19 protein-coding genes are annotated in these 17,451 nt (G+C 73.7%); 11 read left to right on the top strand and 8 right to left on the bottom strand.

Features of this window, described 5'->3' with window-relative positions; genetic code table 11:
• Positions 1-593 (bottom strand): S-adenosylmethionine synthetase N-terminal domain-containing protein (locus F1615_RS13915; RefSeq protein ID WP_280118893.1); only part of this gene is annotated, 593 nt, incomplete at its 3' end.
• 173 nt (positions 594-766) lie between these two features.
• Between F1615_RS13915 and F1615_RS13910 the strand changes: the two genes are divergently transcribed.
• Positions 767-1,387, top strand: a complete 621-nt coding sequence (locus tag F1615_RS13910; protein ID WP_149549248.1) for an HAD family hydrolase — start codon at positions 767-769, stop codon at positions 1,385-1,387.
• Positions 1,388-1,442: 55 nt separating this feature from the next.
• Here F1615_RS13910 and rpsN read toward each other — a convergent pair whose 3' ends face one another.
• Both rpsN and rpmB read right to left on the bottom strand, forming a co-directional pair.
• On the bottom strand, positions 1,443-1,748 hold the full coding sequence (gene rpsN, locus F1615_RS13905; protein WP_149549247.1) for a 30S ribosomal protein S14: 306 nt from the start codon (positions 1,746-1,748) through the stop codon (positions 1,443-1,445).
• The gene (gene rpmB / locus F1615_RS13900) at positions 1,748-1,984 is read right to left on the bottom strand and encodes a 50S ribosomal protein L28 (RefSeq protein ID WP_149549246.1); all 237 of its coding nucleotides are present in this window, start codon (positions 1,982-1,984) and stop codon (positions 1,748-1,750) included. Before rpmB ends, rpsN begins: the two co-directional genes overlap by 1 nt.
• An 87-nt stretch (positions 1,985-2,071) precedes the next feature.
• On the opposite strand from rpmB, the gene rpmG reads away from it, so the two are divergent.
• From rpmG to F1615_RS13850, 10 genes are all read left to right on the top strand, one after another.
• Complete coding sequence (gene rpmG, locus F1615_RS13895) at positions 2,072-2,236, top strand: 50S ribosomal protein L33 (RefSeq protein ID WP_017949758.1); 165 nt, start codon at positions 2,072-2,074, stop codon at positions 2,234-2,236.
• A gap of 5 nt (positions 2,237-2,241) precedes the next feature.
• Positions 2,242-2,499 carry a type B 50S ribosomal protein L31 gene (locus F1615_RS13890; protein WP_037927407.1) on the top strand — a complete coding sequence of 86 codons (258 nt, stop codon included), beginning with the start codon at positions 2,242-2,244 and terminating at the stop codon, positions 2,497-2,499.
• Positions 2,496-3,674 carry a GTP-binding protein gene (locus F1615_RS13885; protein ID WP_149549245.1) on the top strand — a complete coding sequence of 393 codons (1,179 nt, stop codon included), beginning with the start codon at positions 2,496-2,498 and terminating at the stop codon, positions 3,672-3,674. The genes F1615_RS13890 and F1615_RS13885 overlap by 4 nt, the downstream gene beginning before the upstream one ends.
• 66 nt (positions 3,675-3,740) lie before the next feature.
• The gene (rpsR, locus tag F1615_RS13880) at positions 3,741-3,989 is read left to right on the top strand and encodes a 30S ribosomal protein S18 (RefSeq protein WP_149549244.1); all 249 of its coding nucleotides are present in this window, start codon (positions 3,741-3,743) and stop codon (positions 3,987-3,989) included.
• 114 nt (positions 3,990-4,103) lie between these two features.
• Positions 4,104-4,757: a CBS domain-containing protein gene (locus tag F1615_RS13875; RefSeq protein WP_149549243.1), complete on the top strand. Its 654-nt coding sequence runs from the start codon at positions 4,104-4,106 to the stop codon at positions 4,755-4,757.
• Between the two features lie 57 nt (positions 4,758-4,814).
• Positions 4,815-6,500, top strand: a complete 1,686-nt coding sequence (locus tag F1615_RS13870; protein ID WP_149549242.1) for an NAD(P)H-dependent oxidoreductase subunit E — start codon at positions 4,815-4,817, stop codon at positions 6,498-6,500.
• Positions 6,497-9,178 (top strand): formate dehydrogenase subunit alpha, encoded by a 2,682-nt coding sequence (gene fdhF / locus F1615_RS13865; RefSeq protein ID WP_244328720.1) that lies wholly within the window; start codon positions 6,497-6,499, stop codon positions 9,176-9,178. Before F1615_RS13870 ends, fdhF begins: the two co-directional genes overlap by 4 nt.
• Before the next feature lie 23 nt (positions 9,179-9,201).
• Positions 9,202-12,018 (top strand): cation-translocating P-type ATPase, encoded by a 2,817-nt coding sequence (locus tag F1615_RS13860; protein WP_280118892.1) that lies wholly within the window; start codon positions 9,202-9,204, stop codon positions 12,016-12,018.
• Positions 12,015-12,674 (top strand): potassium channel family protein, encoded by a 660-nt coding sequence (locus F1615_RS13855; protein WP_149549240.1) that lies wholly within the window; start codon positions 12,015-12,017, stop codon positions 12,672-12,674. Before F1615_RS13860 ends, F1615_RS13855 begins: the two co-directional genes overlap by 4 nt.
• Positions 12,671-13,327, top strand: coding sequence for a potassium channel family protein (locus tag F1615_RS13850; RefSeq protein ID WP_149549239.1), 657 nt, complete (start codon positions 12,671-12,673; stop codon positions 13,325-13,327). The genes F1615_RS13855 and F1615_RS13850 overlap by 4 nt, the downstream gene beginning before the upstream one ends.
• A 39-nt stretch (positions 13,328-13,366) precedes the next feature.
• Here F1615_RS13850 and F1615_RS13845 read toward each other — a convergent pair whose 3' ends face one another.
• The 5 genes from F1615_RS13845 to F1615_RS13825 all read right to left on the bottom strand — a co-directional run bounded on the left by F1615_RS13845 (position 13,367) and on the right by F1615_RS13825 (position 17,261).
• On the bottom strand, positions 13,367-14,242 hold the full coding sequence (locus tag F1615_RS13845; protein ID WP_149549238.1) for a pyridoxamine 5'-phosphate oxidase family protein: 876 nt from the start codon (positions 14,240-14,242) through the stop codon (positions 13,367-13,369).
• 97 nt (positions 14,243-14,339) lie between these two features.
• Positions 14,340-14,813: an Hsp20/alpha crystallin family protein gene (locus tag F1615_RS13840; RefSeq protein WP_149549237.1), complete on the bottom strand. Its 474-nt coding sequence runs from the start codon at positions 14,811-14,813 to the stop codon at positions 14,340-14,342.
• A gap of 116 nt (positions 14,814-14,929) precedes the next feature.
• A complete protein-coding gene (locus tag F1615_RS13835) occupies positions 14,930-15,214 on the bottom strand; it encodes a DUF1876 domain-containing protein (RefSeq protein ID WP_149549236.1) in 285 nt (94 codons plus the stop codon).
• 12 nt (positions 15,215-15,226) lie between these two features.
• Positions 15,227-16,618, bottom strand: coding sequence for a nicotinate phosphoribosyltransferase (locus F1615_RS13830; RefSeq protein ID WP_149549235.1), 1,392 nt, complete (start codon positions 16,616-16,618; stop codon positions 15,227-15,229).
• A 37-nt stretch (positions 16,619-16,655) separates the two neighbouring features.
• On the bottom strand, positions 16,656-17,261 hold the full coding sequence (locus tag F1615_RS13825; RefSeq protein WP_149549234.1) for an Rv1733c family protein: 606 nt from the start codon (positions 17,259-17,261) through the stop codon (positions 16,656-16,658).
• Positions 17,262-17,451 lie beyond the last annotated feature (190 nt).

Raw genomic sequence — 17,451 nt, 5'->3', positions numbered from 1 at the left:
GAGGAGACCACCACGGTGTCCAGCCGGACCGCCTTGTCGCCGTCGTACTCGATGGTGACCTGGGTCTTGCCGTCGGGGCGCAGGTAGGGGATCGTCCCGTTCTTGCGCACGTCGGACAGGCGCTTGGACAGCCGGTGGGCGAGGAACACCGGCAGCGGCATCAGCGTCGGCGTCTCGTCCGTCGCGTAACCGAACATCAGGCCCTGGTCACCCGCGCCCTGACGGTCCAGCTCGTCGTCGTCGCCCTCGACGCGGGCCTCGTAGGCGGCGTCGACGCCCTGCGCGATGTCCGGGGACTGCGCGCCGATCGACACCGACACGCCGCAGGAGGCGCCGTCGAAGCCCTTGTGCGAGGAGTCGTAGCCGATCTCCAGGATCTTGTTGCGCACCAGCGTCGCGATGTCCGCGTACGTCTTGGTGGTGACCTCGCCGGCCACGTGCACCAGGCCGGTGGTGATCAGGGTCTCGACGGCGACCCGGGAGCCCGGGTCCTCGCGGAGCAGCGCGTCGAGGATGGTGTCGCTGACCTGGTCAGCGATCTTGTCGGGGTGACCCTCGGTCACGGACTCCGAGGTGAACAGGCGACGGGGCATGATTCTCCAGGTGCGACGGGACGGCGAGGCACGGCGGGACGACGGTCGTCCTCATGCTCGCGTCCCCCGGACCAGGAGATCCCTAGAGCCGGCGAGCACCGTGTGACCAGTCGTGAAGGAACGCGCACATCTCTGGTGTGAGTCCCCTCACGGGTGGCATAGTCGAAGAACTCATGTCTGGTCACACCGCCGCCGTGTTCTTCTCGTTGGACTGCGTCCTGGTCCGGGGAGGCAGCCTGTCCCGCCTGCTCGAGGAGCGCCTCGGCCTGAGCGGGCCGTCGAGCCTGCACACATCGGGGGAGACCGACGCGGCGCGCTGGGAGGGTGTCGCGGAGGGGGACCTGCACACCCAACTCAGCGGTCTGCCCCTGCTTCCGGGGGTCGCGGAGACCACCCGCTGGTGCTGGGGCAACGGTCTGGTGCCGGTCATCTCCAGCCTCACGTGGGCCCCGGTCGGCGCACACCTCGCCGACCGGTTCGGCGTCCACTCCTACTTCGGCTGCTCCCTGGAGACGGCGCACGGCCGCTTCACGGGCAAGGTCGGTGACTCACCCGTGCTCACGGACGAGGGCGAGTTCGCCCGCCGGCGAGCGGACGAACTCGGTGTCGCCCCGGAGGACTGCGCCGCTGTGGGCGCCTGTCCGGCCGACAGCCCCCTCTTCGACTCCGTGGGCCTGGGCATCGCCTTCAACGCCCCGCCCCACGCCGGCACCCACGCCACCACGTCGGTCCAGGGCGACGACCTGCGCGCGGTGATCCCCGCGCTGAGGGACCTCGCCGCGGCCCGGAGCTGACGTCGCGAGGCGGCGCTCCGTCATCGGGTGCGGCGTCGCACGCCTCGGGTGCCGGTCACCAACTGCTCTTGGTCACTCCCGGGAGTTCGCCCGCGTGGGCCATCTCGCGCAGGCGGATGCGGGACAGTCCGAAGGCGCGCAGGTGACCGCGGGGCCGGCCGTCCACGGAGTCGCGGTTGCGCACGCGGGTGGCGCTCGCGTCGCGGGGCTGGCGGCGCAGTTCCCGCTGGGCGGCGGCGCGTTCCTCGTCGGAGGTACGGGCGGAGGCGATGATCGCCTTGAGCTCGGCGCGGCGCTCGGCGTGGCGGGCCACGACGCGTCGCCGCTGTTCGTTCTTCGCGATCTTGCTCTTCTTCGCCATCAGACCTTCCCTCCCCGGGCGCGGATGCGCGCCACCGCGGCTTCGACGCCGATCGCGTCGACCGTCTTGACGCCCTTGGCGGACAGGGTGAGCCGGACGTAGCGGCCTTCGCCCGGCAGCCAGTAGCGCTTGCGCTGGATGTTCGGGTCGAAGCGGCGCTTGCTGCGCCGGTGGGAGTGCGAGATCTGATGCCCGAAGCCGGGCTGACGGCCGGTGAGTTGGCAGTGGGCGGACAAAGTTCCTCCTCGAGCTCGGGTGTGACTGACGGCAGCACACTAGCAGCTAGATGAAAATGAAATTCAATAGCGTGTACAGTGCGGTCCATGGCCCGCAACGAACTGCGTCCGATCATCAAGCTGAGGTCCACCGCCGGTACCGGCTACACCTACGTGACCCGCAAGAACCGCCGTAACGACCCCGACCGGCTGACGCTGCGCAAGTACGACCCGGTCGCCGGGCGCCACGTCGACTTCCGTGAGGAGCGCTGAGCATCATGAAGCCCGGAATCCACCCCGAGTACCGTCCCGTCGTCTTCCGCGACCGGGCCGCAGACTTCGCCTTCCTCACCCGGTCGACGGCCACGAGCGACCGGACCGTCGAGTGGGAGGACGGCAACACCTACCCGGTGATCGACGTCGAGATCTCCTCGGCGAGTCACCCCTTCTACACCGGCACCCAGCGCGTCCTGGACACCGCGGGACGGGTCGAGCGCTTCGAGCGGCGCTACGGACGCGAACGGAGCGGGCGGTGAGCGGGGACCGGGCACGGCTGCCGGTCGCGGTCGTCGCCGGACTGCACGCCGACGCCCGCCGGGCCGCCGTCGCCGAGATCCTGCGCACGGTCCCCGGCTCGGTCGCCCTGCACCACGACCTGACGTACGCCGTCGACGGTTCGGTGCGCCGGACCGTACGCGACGCCGGCGGTCTGCTCGGTGTCGGCGACGCGCCCCTGGTGAACGACTGCGCGTGCTGCGCGCTGCGTGAGGACCTCGTCCCCGAACTGGTCCGGCTCGCGGAAGCGGGCGGTCACCGGCTGGCCGTCGTGGAACTGTGGGACTCCGTCGAACCCCACGGCATGGCCCCGGTCGTCGCCGCCGCGGGCGCGCCGCTCACCCTGACCGGGGTGGCCACCGTGGTCGACCCGGCACTCGTCCTGCCGTACCTCTCCAACAGTGACGACCTCGCCGACGCGGGTCTCGCCGCCGCCCCGGCCGACCAGCGCACCGTCGCCGACACCTTCGCCCGGCAACTGGAGTACCCCACGGTGATCGCCGTCGCCGCCGACGACGGCCCGCGAGGAGAGGAGCACGAGGTCGCCGACGACAGCGACCACGCGCTGCTCACCCAGCTCACCCCTGGCGCGCGCAAGGTGCCCGTGGGCGGCGGGGCTCTGGGCACCGCTCTGTCGGCGGGCTTCGACGTGGCGGCGGCCGCCGCCCGCGTGCATCCCGCCTGCGCGCTGCTGCCGCAGGAAGGCGACGAGCACGGTGTGCGCACCGTCGTCTGGCGGCGCGAGCGGCCCTTCCACCCGCAGCGGCTGCACGCGGCGCTGGAGGACCTGACCTGCGCCGCCGCGCGCAGCCGTGGCCGGTTCTGGCTGGCGGACCGTCCCGACACCCTGCTGTCCTGGGACGCCGCGGGCGGCGCGCTGTGCGTGGAGTCGGCCGGCCCCTGGCTGGCCGCGCTGCCCGACGCCGCCTGGGAGATGGTGCCCGCCGAACGCCGCGCGGCCGCCTCGGTGGACTGGCACCCGGAACACGGTGACCGCGGCCAGTACCTCACCTTCACCGCACCCGGCCTGGACCGCGACGGCCTGCTCGCCCTCCTCGACTCGTGCCTGCTCACCGACGAGGAGTACGCGGCGGGAAGGAACCGCTGGCAGCAGTTGCCCCACGCGTTCGACGACCTGCTCGACCCGGCGGCCTGACCTCCCGGCAGCCCGCACGCACCGCAGTACGCACCACATCGCCATCGAAGGAAGGAACGACCCACCATGCCCCGACGACCGAGCACCGACCGGCGCACCGACCGGCGCCGGCGCGTCAACCCGCTGGACGCCGCCGGCATCACCCACGTCGACTACAAGGACACCGATCTGCTGCGCAGGTTCATCTCCGACCGGGGGAAGATCCGCAGCCGCCGGGTGACCCACGTGACGCGGCAGCAGCAGCGGCAGGTGGCGCGGGCCGTCAAGAACGCGCGCGAGATGGCCCTGCTGCCCTACGGCTCCCGGCACGGCTAGCACCGGCCGCGGGGGAGGGCCCGGCTCGCCGCCGGGCCCCCACGCGCTCCCTGCCCGACAATGAGGCTGTGACGCAGTGACCGTCTGGACCGCCACGCGGAACGGAGAGGCGCCATGCACCACCGCACGGTCGGGGAGCTCATGACCCGGAACGTGGTCAGGGCACGACGTGACATGCCGTTCAAGGAGATCGTCAAACTGCTGGGGGACAACGACGTCAGCGCCGTTCCCGTCGTGGACGAACTGGACCGGCCGATGGGAGTGGTGTCCGAGGCCGACCTGCTGCGCAAGTCCACCGGCCAGTCCGATCCCTCCGGACGCTCACCGATCCCGCACCTCGAGGCGTGGGAGCGGGCCAAGGCCGAGGGCACAAGGGCCGAGGAGCTCATGTCGGCCCCGGCCGTGTGTGCCCGTCCCGAGTGGACCGTGGTCGAGGCGGCCCGCCTCATGGCGGTGCAGAACGTCAAGCGGCTGCCCGTGGTGGACGAGACCGACCGGCTCCAGGGCATCGTCAGCAGGGGCGACCTGCTCCGGATCTTCCTGCGCCGCGACGACGCCATCCGCGACGAGATCACCGGCGACGTCCTGCGGCGGACGCTGGGACCCGCCGCCTCGCAGGTCACCGTGGAGGTGCACGAGGGCAGAGTGACCCTCGCAGGCACCGTCGGCATCAAGCTTCTGATCCCCGTCATCGAACGGCTGTGCAGGAGCGTCGACGGTGTGGTCTCGGTCTCGGAACACCTCGCACACCGCACGGACGAGTCCTGAGGCCTTCCGCCCGGCCTTCCGATTGTGGTGCTCCCGGACTGCCGCCACGATGAAGACATGGCTGTGATCCGTCCCGCCGGCCGGTTCGACGCCTTCCGTGCCCTCTCCGAGCGGCACGGGAGAGCCAGTGAGGCGCTGATCGAGGATCTGGCCGGGGTCAGAGAGAGCACGGTGGACGGCCCGGAGGGCTGGGCTCCCGCGGTCGCCGCCGGCCTGGGCCTGCCCGCGGCCGCCGGACTCGGACCGGCCGCCTACTACGCGGACCTCGCCGCACCGCACGGCCGCAGGCACGTCCGGGTCTGCTCGGCGACGGCGTGCTTCGCGGCACAGGCGGGACACCATCTCACCGAGGTGGAACGGGAACTGGGCGTCACCACCGGCACCGTCTCACCGGACGGGGAGACCTCGCTGCAGGCCGTCCGCTGCCTGGGGTACTGCTACGCCGGTCCCGCCGCACTCGACGGGACCACGCCCTGCACGGGGCCCGCGCTCGCCGCCCAGCTGGCGGGGCGTGAGCCGCCGTCCGCCCCGCGGATCCCGGTGGCGGACGACACCGGCGACCCCGTGCTGCTGGCGGGCGTGGTCGCCGGTGAGCCCGCGTGGCAGGTGTGGCCCGGGGTCGTGACGGCGGGCGGACCCGACCGGGTCCGGCGGGACGTGGCCGCCTCCGGGCTGCGCGGACGCGGGGGAGCGGGCTTCCGGGTGGCGGCGAAGTGGGAGGCGGCCGGCCGGGCGCCCGGCACCGTGGTGGTGGCCAACGGGGACGAGGGGGACCCGGGGTCGTACGCCGACAGGCTGCTGATGGAGGACGACCCGCGGCGGGTGCTCGAGGGCCTGGCACTGGCCTGCTTCGCCTGCGGCGCCCGCCGGGCGGTGGTGCTGGTCCGCTCGGAGTATCCGCGGGCGCTGGAACGGATGCGGGAGGCCGTCGGCGACGCCTACGACGACGGGCACCTCGGCCCCGCCGTGCACGGCACGGACACCGCCCTGGACGTCGAGGTGGTCGAGGGCGCCGGATCGTACGTCGCCGGCGAGGAGACCGCGCTGATCGCGAGCCTGGAAGGGGACCGGGGCTGCGCCCGGCCGCGCCCGCCGTACCCGACCGCGCGCGGACTGTGGGACGCGCCGACCGTGGTGAACAACGTGGAGACCCTCGCGGCCGTCCCCTGGATCGTGGCCCGGGGCGGCGAGGCCTACGCCCGGCGCGGTACGCCGGAGGAGACCGGCACGAAACTGGTCTGCCTCTCGGAGCGGTTCGCCCGGCCGGGGGTGTACGAGGTGGAGCTGGGCACCTCACTGCGGCGGCTCGTCACCCGGCTGGGCGGCGGCCTGAAGGACGGCAGCGAGCCGGCCGCCGTCCAGGTGGGCGGCCCCCTGGGCGGCTTCCTCGGCCCCGGCGCGCTCGACGTGCCGCTCACCACGGCCGGCCTGTCCGCCCGCGGTGCCGCACTGGGCCATGCCGGACTGGTCGCCGTGGACCGGCACATGGCGCCGCGGGACGTGCTGCGGCACGTGTGGGAGTTCGCGGCGGCGGAGAGCTGCGGTGCCTGCTCCCCCTGCCGGGTGGGCTCCCGCCGCGGCCTGGAACTGGCCGGGGCCGGAACCGGACCCGGTGACGAGTGGCGGCGGCTCGCGCACGTGCTGACCGAGGCCAGCCTGTGCGCGTTCGGGAAGCGCATCCCGCCCGCCGTGCACAGCCTCGCCCGCGTCTACGGCGAGCGACTGGCGGGATGGGAGCCATGACCGGAACCGAGATCCAGGTCGACGGCACGAGCGTCACCGTGCCCGGGGGAGTTTCCCTGCTCGCGGCGGTGCGGGCGGCCGGGTCCGAGCTGCCCGCACTGTGCTCGGACGAGCGGATCGGCCCGGCCGGGTCCTGCCGCACCTGCCTGGTGAGCGCCGACGGACGGACCGTCGCGGCATGCGTGACCCCGGCCTCCTCCGGCGTGCGCGTCGAGACCGCCACCGACGCGCTCCGGCAGCTGCGCCGGGAGGCGGTGGAGGTCATCGCGTCGGCCCTGCCGCCCCGTGCCCTCGCCGAGAGCAACCCCAGTGAACTGGCGGAGGTATGCCGTTCGCTGGGCATCGGGCCCGACACGGCACAGGGCTCGGGGGAGCGGGGCCGGGACGACTCCCACCCCTACGTCCATCTGGACCGGGACCTGTGCATCGCCTGCGGCCGGTGCGTCCGCATGTGCGCCGAGGTGCAGGGCACCTTCGCCCTGACCCTGGCCGGACGGGGCGCCGACACCGTGGTCGCGCCCGGCACCGGCGGGCCCTGGGCCGAGTCCGACTGCGTGGCCTGCGGCGGCTGCGTCGACACCTGTCCCACCGGCGCGCTCACCGAACCCGGCCCGGCGCGCGGGCTCACCTCCGCGCACCGGCCGCCCGCGACCCGGACCACGTGCGGATACTGCGGGGTCGGCTGCGCCCTGGACGTCGTCACCGCCGACGGCGCGGTCACGGCCGTCCTCCCCGCCCGCGACGGCCCGGTCAACCAGGGCCACGCCTGCGTCAAGGGCCGCTTCGCCCACGGCTACCTCACCTCCTCGGAACGGCTCACCCGGCCCCTGCTCCGGCGCGACGGCCGCCTGGAGCCCGTCGGCTGGGACGAGGCGCTCGGTCACGTCGCCCGCGGGCTGCGCGCCGCCGTGGCCGACGGTGGCCCGGACGCCGTGGCGGCGATCTCCTCGGCCCGCGCCACGAACGAGGAGAACTACCTCGTCCAGAAGTTCATGCGGGTCGTCATCGGCACGAACAACGTCGACAACTGCTCCCGCCTGTGCCACTCCCCGTCCGCGGCCGGCCTGACCGCCTCCTTCGGCCTGTCCGGCGGCACCGACACCCTGGACGACGTCGAGCGGTCCGACTGCCTGCTGGTCGTGGGGGCCAACCCGGTCGAGGCCCACCCGGTGGTCGGGGCGCGGCTGCTGCGGCGCACGCTGCACGGGGCCGCGCTCGTGGTCGCCGACCCGCGGGCCGTGGGGCTCGCCGCGCACGCCGATGTGCATCTGCGGCCCCGGCCCGGCACCAACGTGGCGCTCTTCCACGGGCTCGCACACGTCCTGCTCGCCGAGGGCATGACCGACGAGGCGTTCCTGCGGGCACGAGCCACCGGTCTGCCGGAGCTCACGGAACTGCTGGCCGACTACCCGCCGGACCGGGTCGCGGAGATCACCGGCGTGCCCGCCGCCGACCTGATCGCAGCCGCCCGGCTGTACGGCCGCGCCCGGCGCCCCGCGATCGTCTACGGCCTGGGGGTCACCGAGCACCTGCACGGCACGGACGGTGTGCGGACGCTGGCCAACCTGGCGATCCTGCGCGGCGCAGTCGGCACCGACCGCGGACACGGGGTCAACCCCCTGCGCGGCCAGAACAACGTCCAGGGCGCCTCCGACATGGGCGCGCTGCCCGACCTCCTGCCCGGCTACGGCAAGGTCACCGACCCGGCGGCGCGGGCCCGGGCCGAGGCGGTGTGGGGCATCCAGGTACCCGAGCGGCCAGGACTGAGGATCCCGGACATGTTCGCCGCCGCGCGGGCGGGGGAGCTGCGGGCGCTGTGGGTCATCGGGGAGGACGTGTGCGCCACCGACCCCGACGCGAACAAGGTGGCCGAGGCCCTCGAGGCGTGCCCCCTCGTGGTGTGCAGCGAACTGTTCCCGTCCGAGACCGCCCGCCGCGCCGACGTGGTGCTGCCCGTCGCGTCCTGGCTGGAGAAGAACGGCACCTTCGTCAACTTCGACCGCCGGTTCCAGCGGGTCCGTCCCGCGGTTCCTCCGCCGGGCGGGGCCCGCAGCGACTTCGACGTCGTGCACGCCGTCGCGGCGGCGATGGGCGCCGGCCTCGGCTGCCCGACGCCGGCCGCCGCCCTCGCCGAGTGCGGCCGTGTCGCCCCGGTCTTCGCCGGCCTGTCCCACGACCGGCTGGACCGGGAAGGAGCCGTGCCGTGGCCCTGCCGGGACCCCCGCCGGCCCGGTGAGGCGAAGCTGTACCGGGAGCGGTTCGCCACCGCCGACGGCCGCGCCCACCTGGCCGCGGCGCCGTATCTGCCGCCGGGTGAGCACCCCGACGACGACTACCCGCTCCTCCTGGTCACCGGACGACGCTGGGCGCACTACAACTCCGGCAGCATGACCCGGCGCGGTCCGAACCTCGCCCTCGACCCCGTCGACTTCCTCGACCTGCACCCCGGCGACGCCCGCCGGTACGCCGTGCGCGACGGCGAGCCGGTCACGGTGGAGAGCCGGCACGGCCGGGCGGGCCTCATCGCCCGGATCGGCGAGCAGACCGCCCCCGGCCAGGTCTTCTGCTCCTTCCACTTCCCCGCCAGCGGGGTCAACCGCCTCACCTCCGGCCACGCCGACACGGTGACCTCGTGCCCGGAGTACAAGGTGACGGCGGTCCGCCTGGTCGCCACGTGACGGCGCGGGAGACCGGGCGCTCCGTGACGGGTGCCGGAGGTCCCGGGCGGACGGCCGCGGAGGGGAGCGCAGGCCCGGCCACCCCGCGCGGGGACGACGTCCGGACCCTGCCGGCCGAGCAGGTCTTCGCGGCGCTCGGCACCTCGCCGCGCGGACTGAGCACCGCCGACGCGACGGCGCTGCGGGCCCGCTGGGGCCCCAACGAACTTCCGCCGGCCGTCCGCGGACGGCTGTGGCACCGGCTGGCCGCACAGTTCACCGACCTGTTCGCGGTCGTCCTGCTCGTCGCGTCGGCGATCACACTCCTGGCCTACGGGCTCCAGGATCCCCGTGACGCCGGCACGCTGCAACTCGCCGTTGCCATCCTGTGCGTGGTGGTGCTGAACGCCGCCATCGGCTTCGCCCAGGAGTACTCCGCCGAGCGGACGGCCGAGTCGCTGCAGGCGATGGTCAGACACACCTGCCGGGTGCTGCGCGACGGGGAGAGACGCGAGGTCCCCTCGCGGGAGGTGGTGCCCGGGGACGTGGTCGTCCTGGAGGCCGGGGACGCGGTGCCCGCGGACTGCCGTCTGGTCGAGGCGCACGAGGTCTCGGCGAACAACGCGGCGCTGACCGGGGAGAGCGACGCGGTCGGCCGTACGGCCCACCCCGTGGCCGCGGGACCGGCCCTCCAGGCCCGCAACTGCGTGTTCATGGGCACCGACGTGGTGGCCGGTTCCGCGAAGGCGGTGGTGTTCGCCACCGGTACGGCCACCGAGTTCGGCAGGATCTTCCGGCTGACGGCCGCGGCACCCCGGCCGCGGACCCCGCTCCAGCGCCAGGTCGCCCTCATGGCACGCAGGGTCGCGGGGACGGCCCTCGCGATCGGCGCGCTGTTGTTCCTCGTACGTCTGCCGACCGGGCAGCCGTTCGTCGAGAGTTTCGTCTTCGCCCTCGGAGTCATGGTCGCGCTCGTCCCCGAGGGCCTGCCCGCCACCCTGTCGGTGTCCCTGGCGATCGGCGTCCGGCGCATGGCGCGGCGGCACGCCCTGGTCAAGCAGTTGCTGGCGGTTGAGGCGCTGGGGTCCACCACGGTCGTGTGCACGGACAAGACGGGAACCCTCACCCGGGCCGAGATGACCGTCGTACGCATCTGGGCGGACGGGACGGAGCACGCCGTCACCGGCGTGGGCTACGCCCCCGACGGCGAGGTCGCCGATCCCGGGCCGGTGCGGGAGCTTCTGCGGGTGGCGGCCCAGTGCAGCAACGCCCGCCTGGTCCCGCCGTCGGAGCAGTGGGGGTGGCGGGTGCTCGGCGACACCACCGAGGGGGCGCTGCTCGTCGCCGCACGGAAGGCGGGGCTGGACCCGGCCGCCGAGGAGGCCGCGGCCCCGCGCGTCGCGGAGCACCCGTTCGACTCCGGTCGCAAGCTCATGAGCACCGTGCACCAGGACAGCGACGCGGGTGGTTTCCGCGTGTACGCCAAGGGCGCGCCGCAGGAACTCCTCGACCGCTGCGTGGCCGCCGACCGGGCGGGGGAGCGCCGTCCGCTGACCGACGCGCTGCGGGCCGAGGTCCTCGCGGCGAACGACCGGCTGGCCTCCCAGGGGCTGCGCGTACTGGCCGTGGCCTGGCGACCGGTGTCCGATCCCCGGCTGGGCCGTGCGACGGCCGAGTCGGAGCTGACGCTCCTGGGGCTCGTCGGGATGCAGGACCCGCCGCGGCCCGAGGTCAGCGACGCGGTGGCCGCCTGCCGGCGGGCCGGCATCCGGATCGTGATGGTCACCGGGGACCACCCGCTGACCGCCGAGGCCGTCGCCCGGAGGGTCGGCATCGTCACCGGCGCCGCGCCCACCGTGCTGACCGGAGTGGAATTCGAGGCGCTGGACGACGACGGCCTGGACGCGCTGCTCGGGCGGCCCGGAGAACTGCTGCTGTGCCGCGTCAGCCCCGAGGACAAGATGCGGGTCGTCGGCGCCCTGCACCGGGGCGGCGAGGTGGTCGCCGTCACCGGCGACGGCGCCAACGACGCCCCGGCACTCAAGCACGCCGACATCGGCGTGGCGATGGGCGCCTCCGGTACCGACGTCGCCCGGGAAGCGGCCGTGATGGTGCTGCTGGACGACTCGTTCGCGTCCATCGCCGCCGCGGTGCGGCTCGGCCGGTCGGTCTACCAGAACATCCGCAAGTTCCTCGTCTACGTCTTCAGCAGCAACATCGGCGAGCTCGTCCCGATCGTGGCCGCGACCTTCGCCGGGTTCCCGCTGGTGCCGATCAGCGCCGTGCAGATCCTCGCCATCGACCTGGGCACGGACGTCCTGCCCGCGCTGGCGCTCGGCGCCGAGCCCCCGGAACCCGACGTCATGGACCGCCCGCCGCGCTCCCGGAGCGAACGCCTCTTCTCCACCGCGGTCATGGGACGCATCCTGTTCCTGGGCGGGATCCAGGCCCTCGGCGTGACCGCCGTGTTCTTCTGGCACATCCACGCCTCCGGCATCCCGTGGGCCGACATCGGCGAGGACGACCTCGTCTACCAGGAGGCGGTCACGCTGGTGCACGCCGGGATCGTCCTGAGCCAGTTCTTCGTCGCCCTCGCGGTACGCACCGACCGGCAGAGCCTGCTGCGCGTCGGTCTGCTGTCCAACCCCTGGCTGCCTGCCGCCGGCTGCTTCGGCATCGTCCTCATGGCTTGCATCAGTTATCTGCCCCCGCTGCAGGCGCTGTTCAACACCGCCCCGCTGGACCCGGGTGACTGGGCGCTCCTCGCCGGGCTCGGCGCGCTGGTGCTGGTGGCGGAGGAGCTCAGGAAGCTGTGGCTGCGGCGCCGCGGACCCACGGCCGCGAAGGGAGAGACACGATGAGAGTGATCATCGTCGGCTGCGGACGGGCCGGGTCGCAGCTCGCCGCCCAGCTCGCCACCGAAGGCCACGACGTACGGATCGTGGACCGCTCGGCCAGGGCGCGCAGACTGCTCCCCGCGGGGTTCCCTGGCCGGTTCCACGAAGGCAGCGGATACAGCCGTACGGTCCTGGAGGCCGCCGGGATCGAGCACGCGGACGCGTTCGTCGCCGTCACCCCGGACGACAACGGCAACATCGTCAGCGCGCGGACGGCCAAGGAGACGTACCGGGTGCCGATCGTCCTCGCCCACGTCTACGCCTCCCGCAGCGCCGGTATCTGCCGCGAACTCGGCATCCCCACCGTCGCCAGCGTCCGCTGGACGGTGCACCAGATCCACCGGATGCTGCTGCACCGCCACCTCACCCCCGACATCGCCTTCGGCAACGGCGAGACTCTGCTGATCCGCTCGCAGTTGCCCGGCTATCTCACCGGGCGGCGGCTGACCGAACTCGAGGTCGACGGCGAGATCCGCGTCATCGAGGTGACCCGGGCGGGCCGCTCGCACATCCCCGCGCACCACACCCCGGCCGAACCCGGAGACCTGGTCACCTTCGCCGTCGCCGCCACCTCGCTCGGCCGGCTGCGCGGCTTCCTGGACAAGGAGCTGGGGACGTGAAGGTTCTCATCGCCGGTGCCGGGCGCCTGGGCGCGCAGATCGCGCAGGTGCTCGCCGCCGCCCGCAACGACGTCACCCTGGTCGACATCGACGACGGCCGCGTCACCGAACTGGAGGGCCGGCTGTCCGTGCGCCTCCTGGCCGGGGACGCCTGCGAACCCGCCGTCCTGGAACGCGCCGGTGTCCTCACCGCCGACCTCGTCATCGTCACCACCGGCAGCGACGAGGACAACCTCGTCATCAGTCTTCTCGCCAAGCGCCGGTTCGCGGTGCCGCGCGTCGCGGCCCGCGTCAACGACGCGGAGAACGCCTGGCTGTTCGACCGGAACTGGGGAGTGGACACCGCGGTCCCCGCCGCCACGCCCCTGATCTCCCTGATCGAGGAGGCGACCGGCGCCACCGACACCGTCGCGCTGCTGCGGCTGAGCAAAGCGGGTGTCGACGTCATCGAGACCGCGATCTCGGCGCGGTCCCGCGCCGTGGGCCGCACCCTCGCCGAGATCGCGCTCCCGGAGGGCACCGTCATCGCCACCGTCGTCCGCGACGGCCGGCCCACCGTCCCCGCGCCCGGGATGCGGCTCCGTCCCGGCGACGAACTCCTCGTCGTCTCCCACGCCGCGACCGAACAGGAGATCCACGCGGCCTTCCAGTAGGCGGACACCCACCGGCCGGGGTGGACGTCCCGGCACCGCTCACTGGCCGACGGACGTGATGCGGCGTCCCGTCAGCCGTGCGGGGCGGATCGACACCCACATCTCGCGCCCGCCCCCCGCCCACGGCGTGCTGTGCGCCTGTTCGGTCAGGCGCCGTACGTCGTCGGGGTCGGTGACCGCCTGCGCCGGGCCGACGGCGAGGACGCTCCAGCCCTGGCTTCCGGCCTCGTCGAAGTGATCGACCTCGAAGGCGGTCTCCAGGCCCACGGCGGCCGCGGGGACGGAGCCGGGAGCGGTCCGGTAGGCGATGGCGTCGTCGACGACGTCGTAGTTGACCGGTACCACCGTGGGGCCTTCGGGCGTCGTGACCGCGATGCGTCCGACCCCGTGGGTGGAGAGCAGGGTCCGGCACTCCTGAGGCGTGAGGTCGTGGAGCTGTGGGCGCAGCAGCGCCATGCCCTGGCCGGGCGGCAGGTCGGCGCCCCCGCCGCGCAGTTCCTGGACGCTGGTGTTCAGCGCCGCGGCCAGCCTGATGAGGGTGGCCAGACTGGGGTCGCCCGGGCGTTCCTCGAGGTAGGCGAGATAGGCCGGCGCCATCCGCGCGCGGCGGGCCGTCTCCTCGCGGGTCAGGCCCTGCCGTTCGCGCTCGGTGGCGATCCGCCGTCCGATGTCGCCGGGGTTGGGCGGGCCGGCGGGCGGCGGCGCGCCGGCACCGGCGTCGGCCTCGTGTCCGAGGTGCTCGATGTGGGCGTCGGGGCCGGGGAAGACGAGCGTGACGCCGTCCGTGTCCGACCAGCGGACGTCGTAAGGGGGCGTTCCGTCCTCGTGGTGCAGGCCGACGATCTCGCCGTCGCGCCTCGTGCCGCCGGTCGCCGGACTCTCGATGACGATCTGATCGCCCAGGTGAGCTCGCATGGTCGCCGCCCTTTCCTCGAGGTACCCATGTGTGCAACTGCCCCCCTGACCGGGCGTGCCCGGCCGTCGCGGGCGCGCCGGCCGGGCCCCGCCTCTCTCAGCCGGTGATTTCGATGCGGTGCGCCTCGGCCTTGTGGGTCTTGGGGACGCGCACCGTGAGGACCCCGTTGGTCAACTCCGCGGTGATGTGCTCGGTGTCGGCGTTGGGAGGCAGACTCGTGCGGTAGTCGAACTGCCCGACGTGCCGGGCCTGCCTGCGGAGCACGCCGGTGCGTTCCTTCTCCTTGATCTCGCCGTGGATGTCGAGCTCGCCGTCCCCGACCTCCACGGTGACCTGGTCCTTGTCGACTCCGGGGAGCTCCAGCTCCATCAGGTAGGCGTCCTCGGTGTCCTCGACGTCGGCCAGGGGCGCCCATGCCTCGGCCCCGGCCCCGGCCCCGGGATAGCCCTTTCCGGAGAAGGGGAAGGTGGAGTGCATGAGCTGGTCCATGCGGGTGCGCAGGTCCTGGAGCTCCCGGAAGGGGTCCCATCCGGAGACCGGGCCCCTGCCGCGGTGCGCTGGAAGCGTCATCGGTCATTCCTCCTCGGTTCTCTGATCCACAGCGCATCCGGCCGCGAGGACGGATCCGCCGCCCGGAGAGCACGGGCCCCTGACGGGTGTCCGCCGCCCCGAGTTCCCGGCCGGGGTCAGGTGGACCACCCGACGGCCGGACGGGGATCCGGTCGCGTCGCGCCCGTGCCCCTGACGTCGCGCTCGGCGATGTCCATCAGTTGCCGGCCCACGTCCTGCAGGGCCCTGCCCGCGGCCAGTTCGTCGCCGATCTCCGGCACCTCGGGGTCGGCCGGATTCCGGCGTGCGGTGCCTCGCCCGGTGAGCACCGTGGTTCCGGTGTCGACCACCGCGCGGGCCTTCGTCGTTCCCTCCTCCTCGAAGAGGTAGAGGCGGGTCTTCCACTCCAGGGTGTGCGACATCTGCGCTCCTCCTCAGCTCGGGACGGACTTCCACTGCCCGGACGCCGTCCGTTCGCGCGCCCCGTGCCGTGCGGCCGGTGCGCTCGTACGCTCCGCGATACGGCGCCGGACCCGGTCGGTGAGCGCGCCCAGCCGCTCGGAGGGCGTCGGACGGGGAGGCACCGGGGACGCGATCCGGCGGGCGGACGGCGGCAGCGCGGCCAGGTCCGCGGCGAACCTCTTCCGGCACTCGTTGAGGGAGGGCGGGTCACCGGTGCGCTGTCCGTGCCGCATCACCGTCTCCAGCAGAGGCGCGCCGTCGTGCGGCGGCCGCTCGTCGGCGAGACCGATCACGTCGGCACCGCCGGGCCGACGGAACACCTGCTTCCGTCCGGGCGCCGTCACTTTCGCCGCCGACAGCTTCATGACCGGCCGACCGTCGTACTCCACCAGTTTGTAGGCCGAGTCCAGATATGGCGCGTCGGCCGACACCCCGACGCGTGTGCCGACCGCGTAGACGTCGATCGGGGCTCCGGAGCGGACCAGGCCGTCCACTCCGTACTCGTCGAGACCGCCGCTGACGGTGATCCGTACGCCGGGCGGGCCCGCCTCGTCGAGGACGGCCCTGGCCCGCACGGCCAGGGCTCCCAGGTCGCCGCTGTCCAGGCGTACGGCGCAGCCCGGTCCGCGGTCCAGGTCGCGCAGCACCCGGGCCGCGACGCGCACGCCGCCCTCGGTGTCGTAGGTGTCCACCAGGAAGGTCACCGGGCCGGGGTGGGTCCGGGCGAAGGCGCGGAACGCCTCCTCCTCGTCCTCGAAGGCCTCCACGTACGAATGGGCCATCGTGCCGACGGCGGGGATGCCCAGGGCCGTGGCCGCGGCGACGTTGCTGGTCCCCGCGAAACCGGTCATCGCGCCGAGCCGGGCGGCCTGGAAGCCGGCCTGCGGACCGTGGGTCCGTCGCAGGGAGAAGTCCACGACCGGGTGCCCGGCCGCGGCGATCACGCATCGCGCGGCCTTGGAGGCGACCGCCGTCTGATGGCTGAGCCGGTTGAGCACGTACGTCTCCACCAGCTGCGCCTCCGGGAGCGGAGCCGTCACCTCCAGCAGCGGCTCACCCGCCAGGACGATCCGTCCCTCCGGGACCGCCCGCACGCTGCCGGTGAACCGCAGTCCGAGCAGGGGCTCCAGATCCCGCGGCGGGCGGTGGAGAGCGGCGGCGAAGGCGGCGACGTCCTCCGGGCCGACACGCAGGTCGGACAGGTACTCCAGGGCCGACTCCAGCCCCGCCGCGACGAGGAAGCCCCGTTCCGGCGGCAGATCGCGGACGAACAGGCTGAAGGTCGCCGGACCGGTCATCCCCTCCCGCAGGTAGGACATCGCCATCGTCACTTCGTACAGATCGGTGGTCGTCGCCTCGGACATCGGCGCCACCTCCTCCATTCCGTTCCGCTCGCGGGCGTCACCGGCGGAACCGGTCGGTCCACAGGGGTTCGACCAGGTCCCACTCGGCGTCCCACCGCGCGTACCGCCTCCGGTCCAGCACGAGACGCGTTCCGGCCCGCGCCATGAAGACCCCGGCCGCCCCGCTGATCACAGTGATGCCTCCGGCGAACCAGCCGTTGGTCACGGCCTGGCGCTCCGTCAGGGGCGCGCGGGTGACGGTGCCGTCCCGGTCCACCCAGATGCGCACCGTGGCGCCCTCGGCCGTGTCCGGTGCCAGGAGGGCGGTCGCCGTCCGGACCGCTCCGCCGCCGTCGGTCCAGCGGACCCGCGCCTGCTCCTTCACCGTCCGGCCGACGCCCTCGGCGACCGACAGCACCCGGGCACCGACCTGCTGCCGCTCGGCCGACTGCACCCGCACCGTGTGCGACGACGACTCATGCGCCGCCCTGCCCGCGAGGAGTCCCGCCGACGGCAGTCCGACGACGAGGACGACCATCAGCGCGCGACGCACCCAGGACTCGACCCGGTCCGACGTACGGATCAGGGGGTTCCGGACCCGTGGCTCCTCGTCCCCGCGGGGCGGCCGCGGACCGGACGCGTACGGTGAACTTCGGGTACTCATCGCCGGGCCTCCAGCACGGTGCGCCGGTCGCTTCGCCTACCACCGTCGAACGGCGGCCGGGCTCCGGTCACGGGGCCGAAGGTCCCCGGCGGTGGTCCACCGGGCCTCGGTTCCGGGACTCGCCCCCTCCGAGGCCCGCGCCGGGTCCGGGTGCGCCGCGGAGGGGTTTGCGGTAACTCTCGAATGAGCG

Source organism: Streptomyces marokkonensis (genome assembly GCF_008312835.1).
GTDB classification, from domain to species: domain Bacteria; phylum Actinomycetota; class Actinomycetes; order Streptomycetales; family Streptomycetaceae; genus Streptomyces; species Streptomyces marokkonensis_A.
This window is presented reverse-complemented; position numbering and strand designations above follow the sequence as displayed.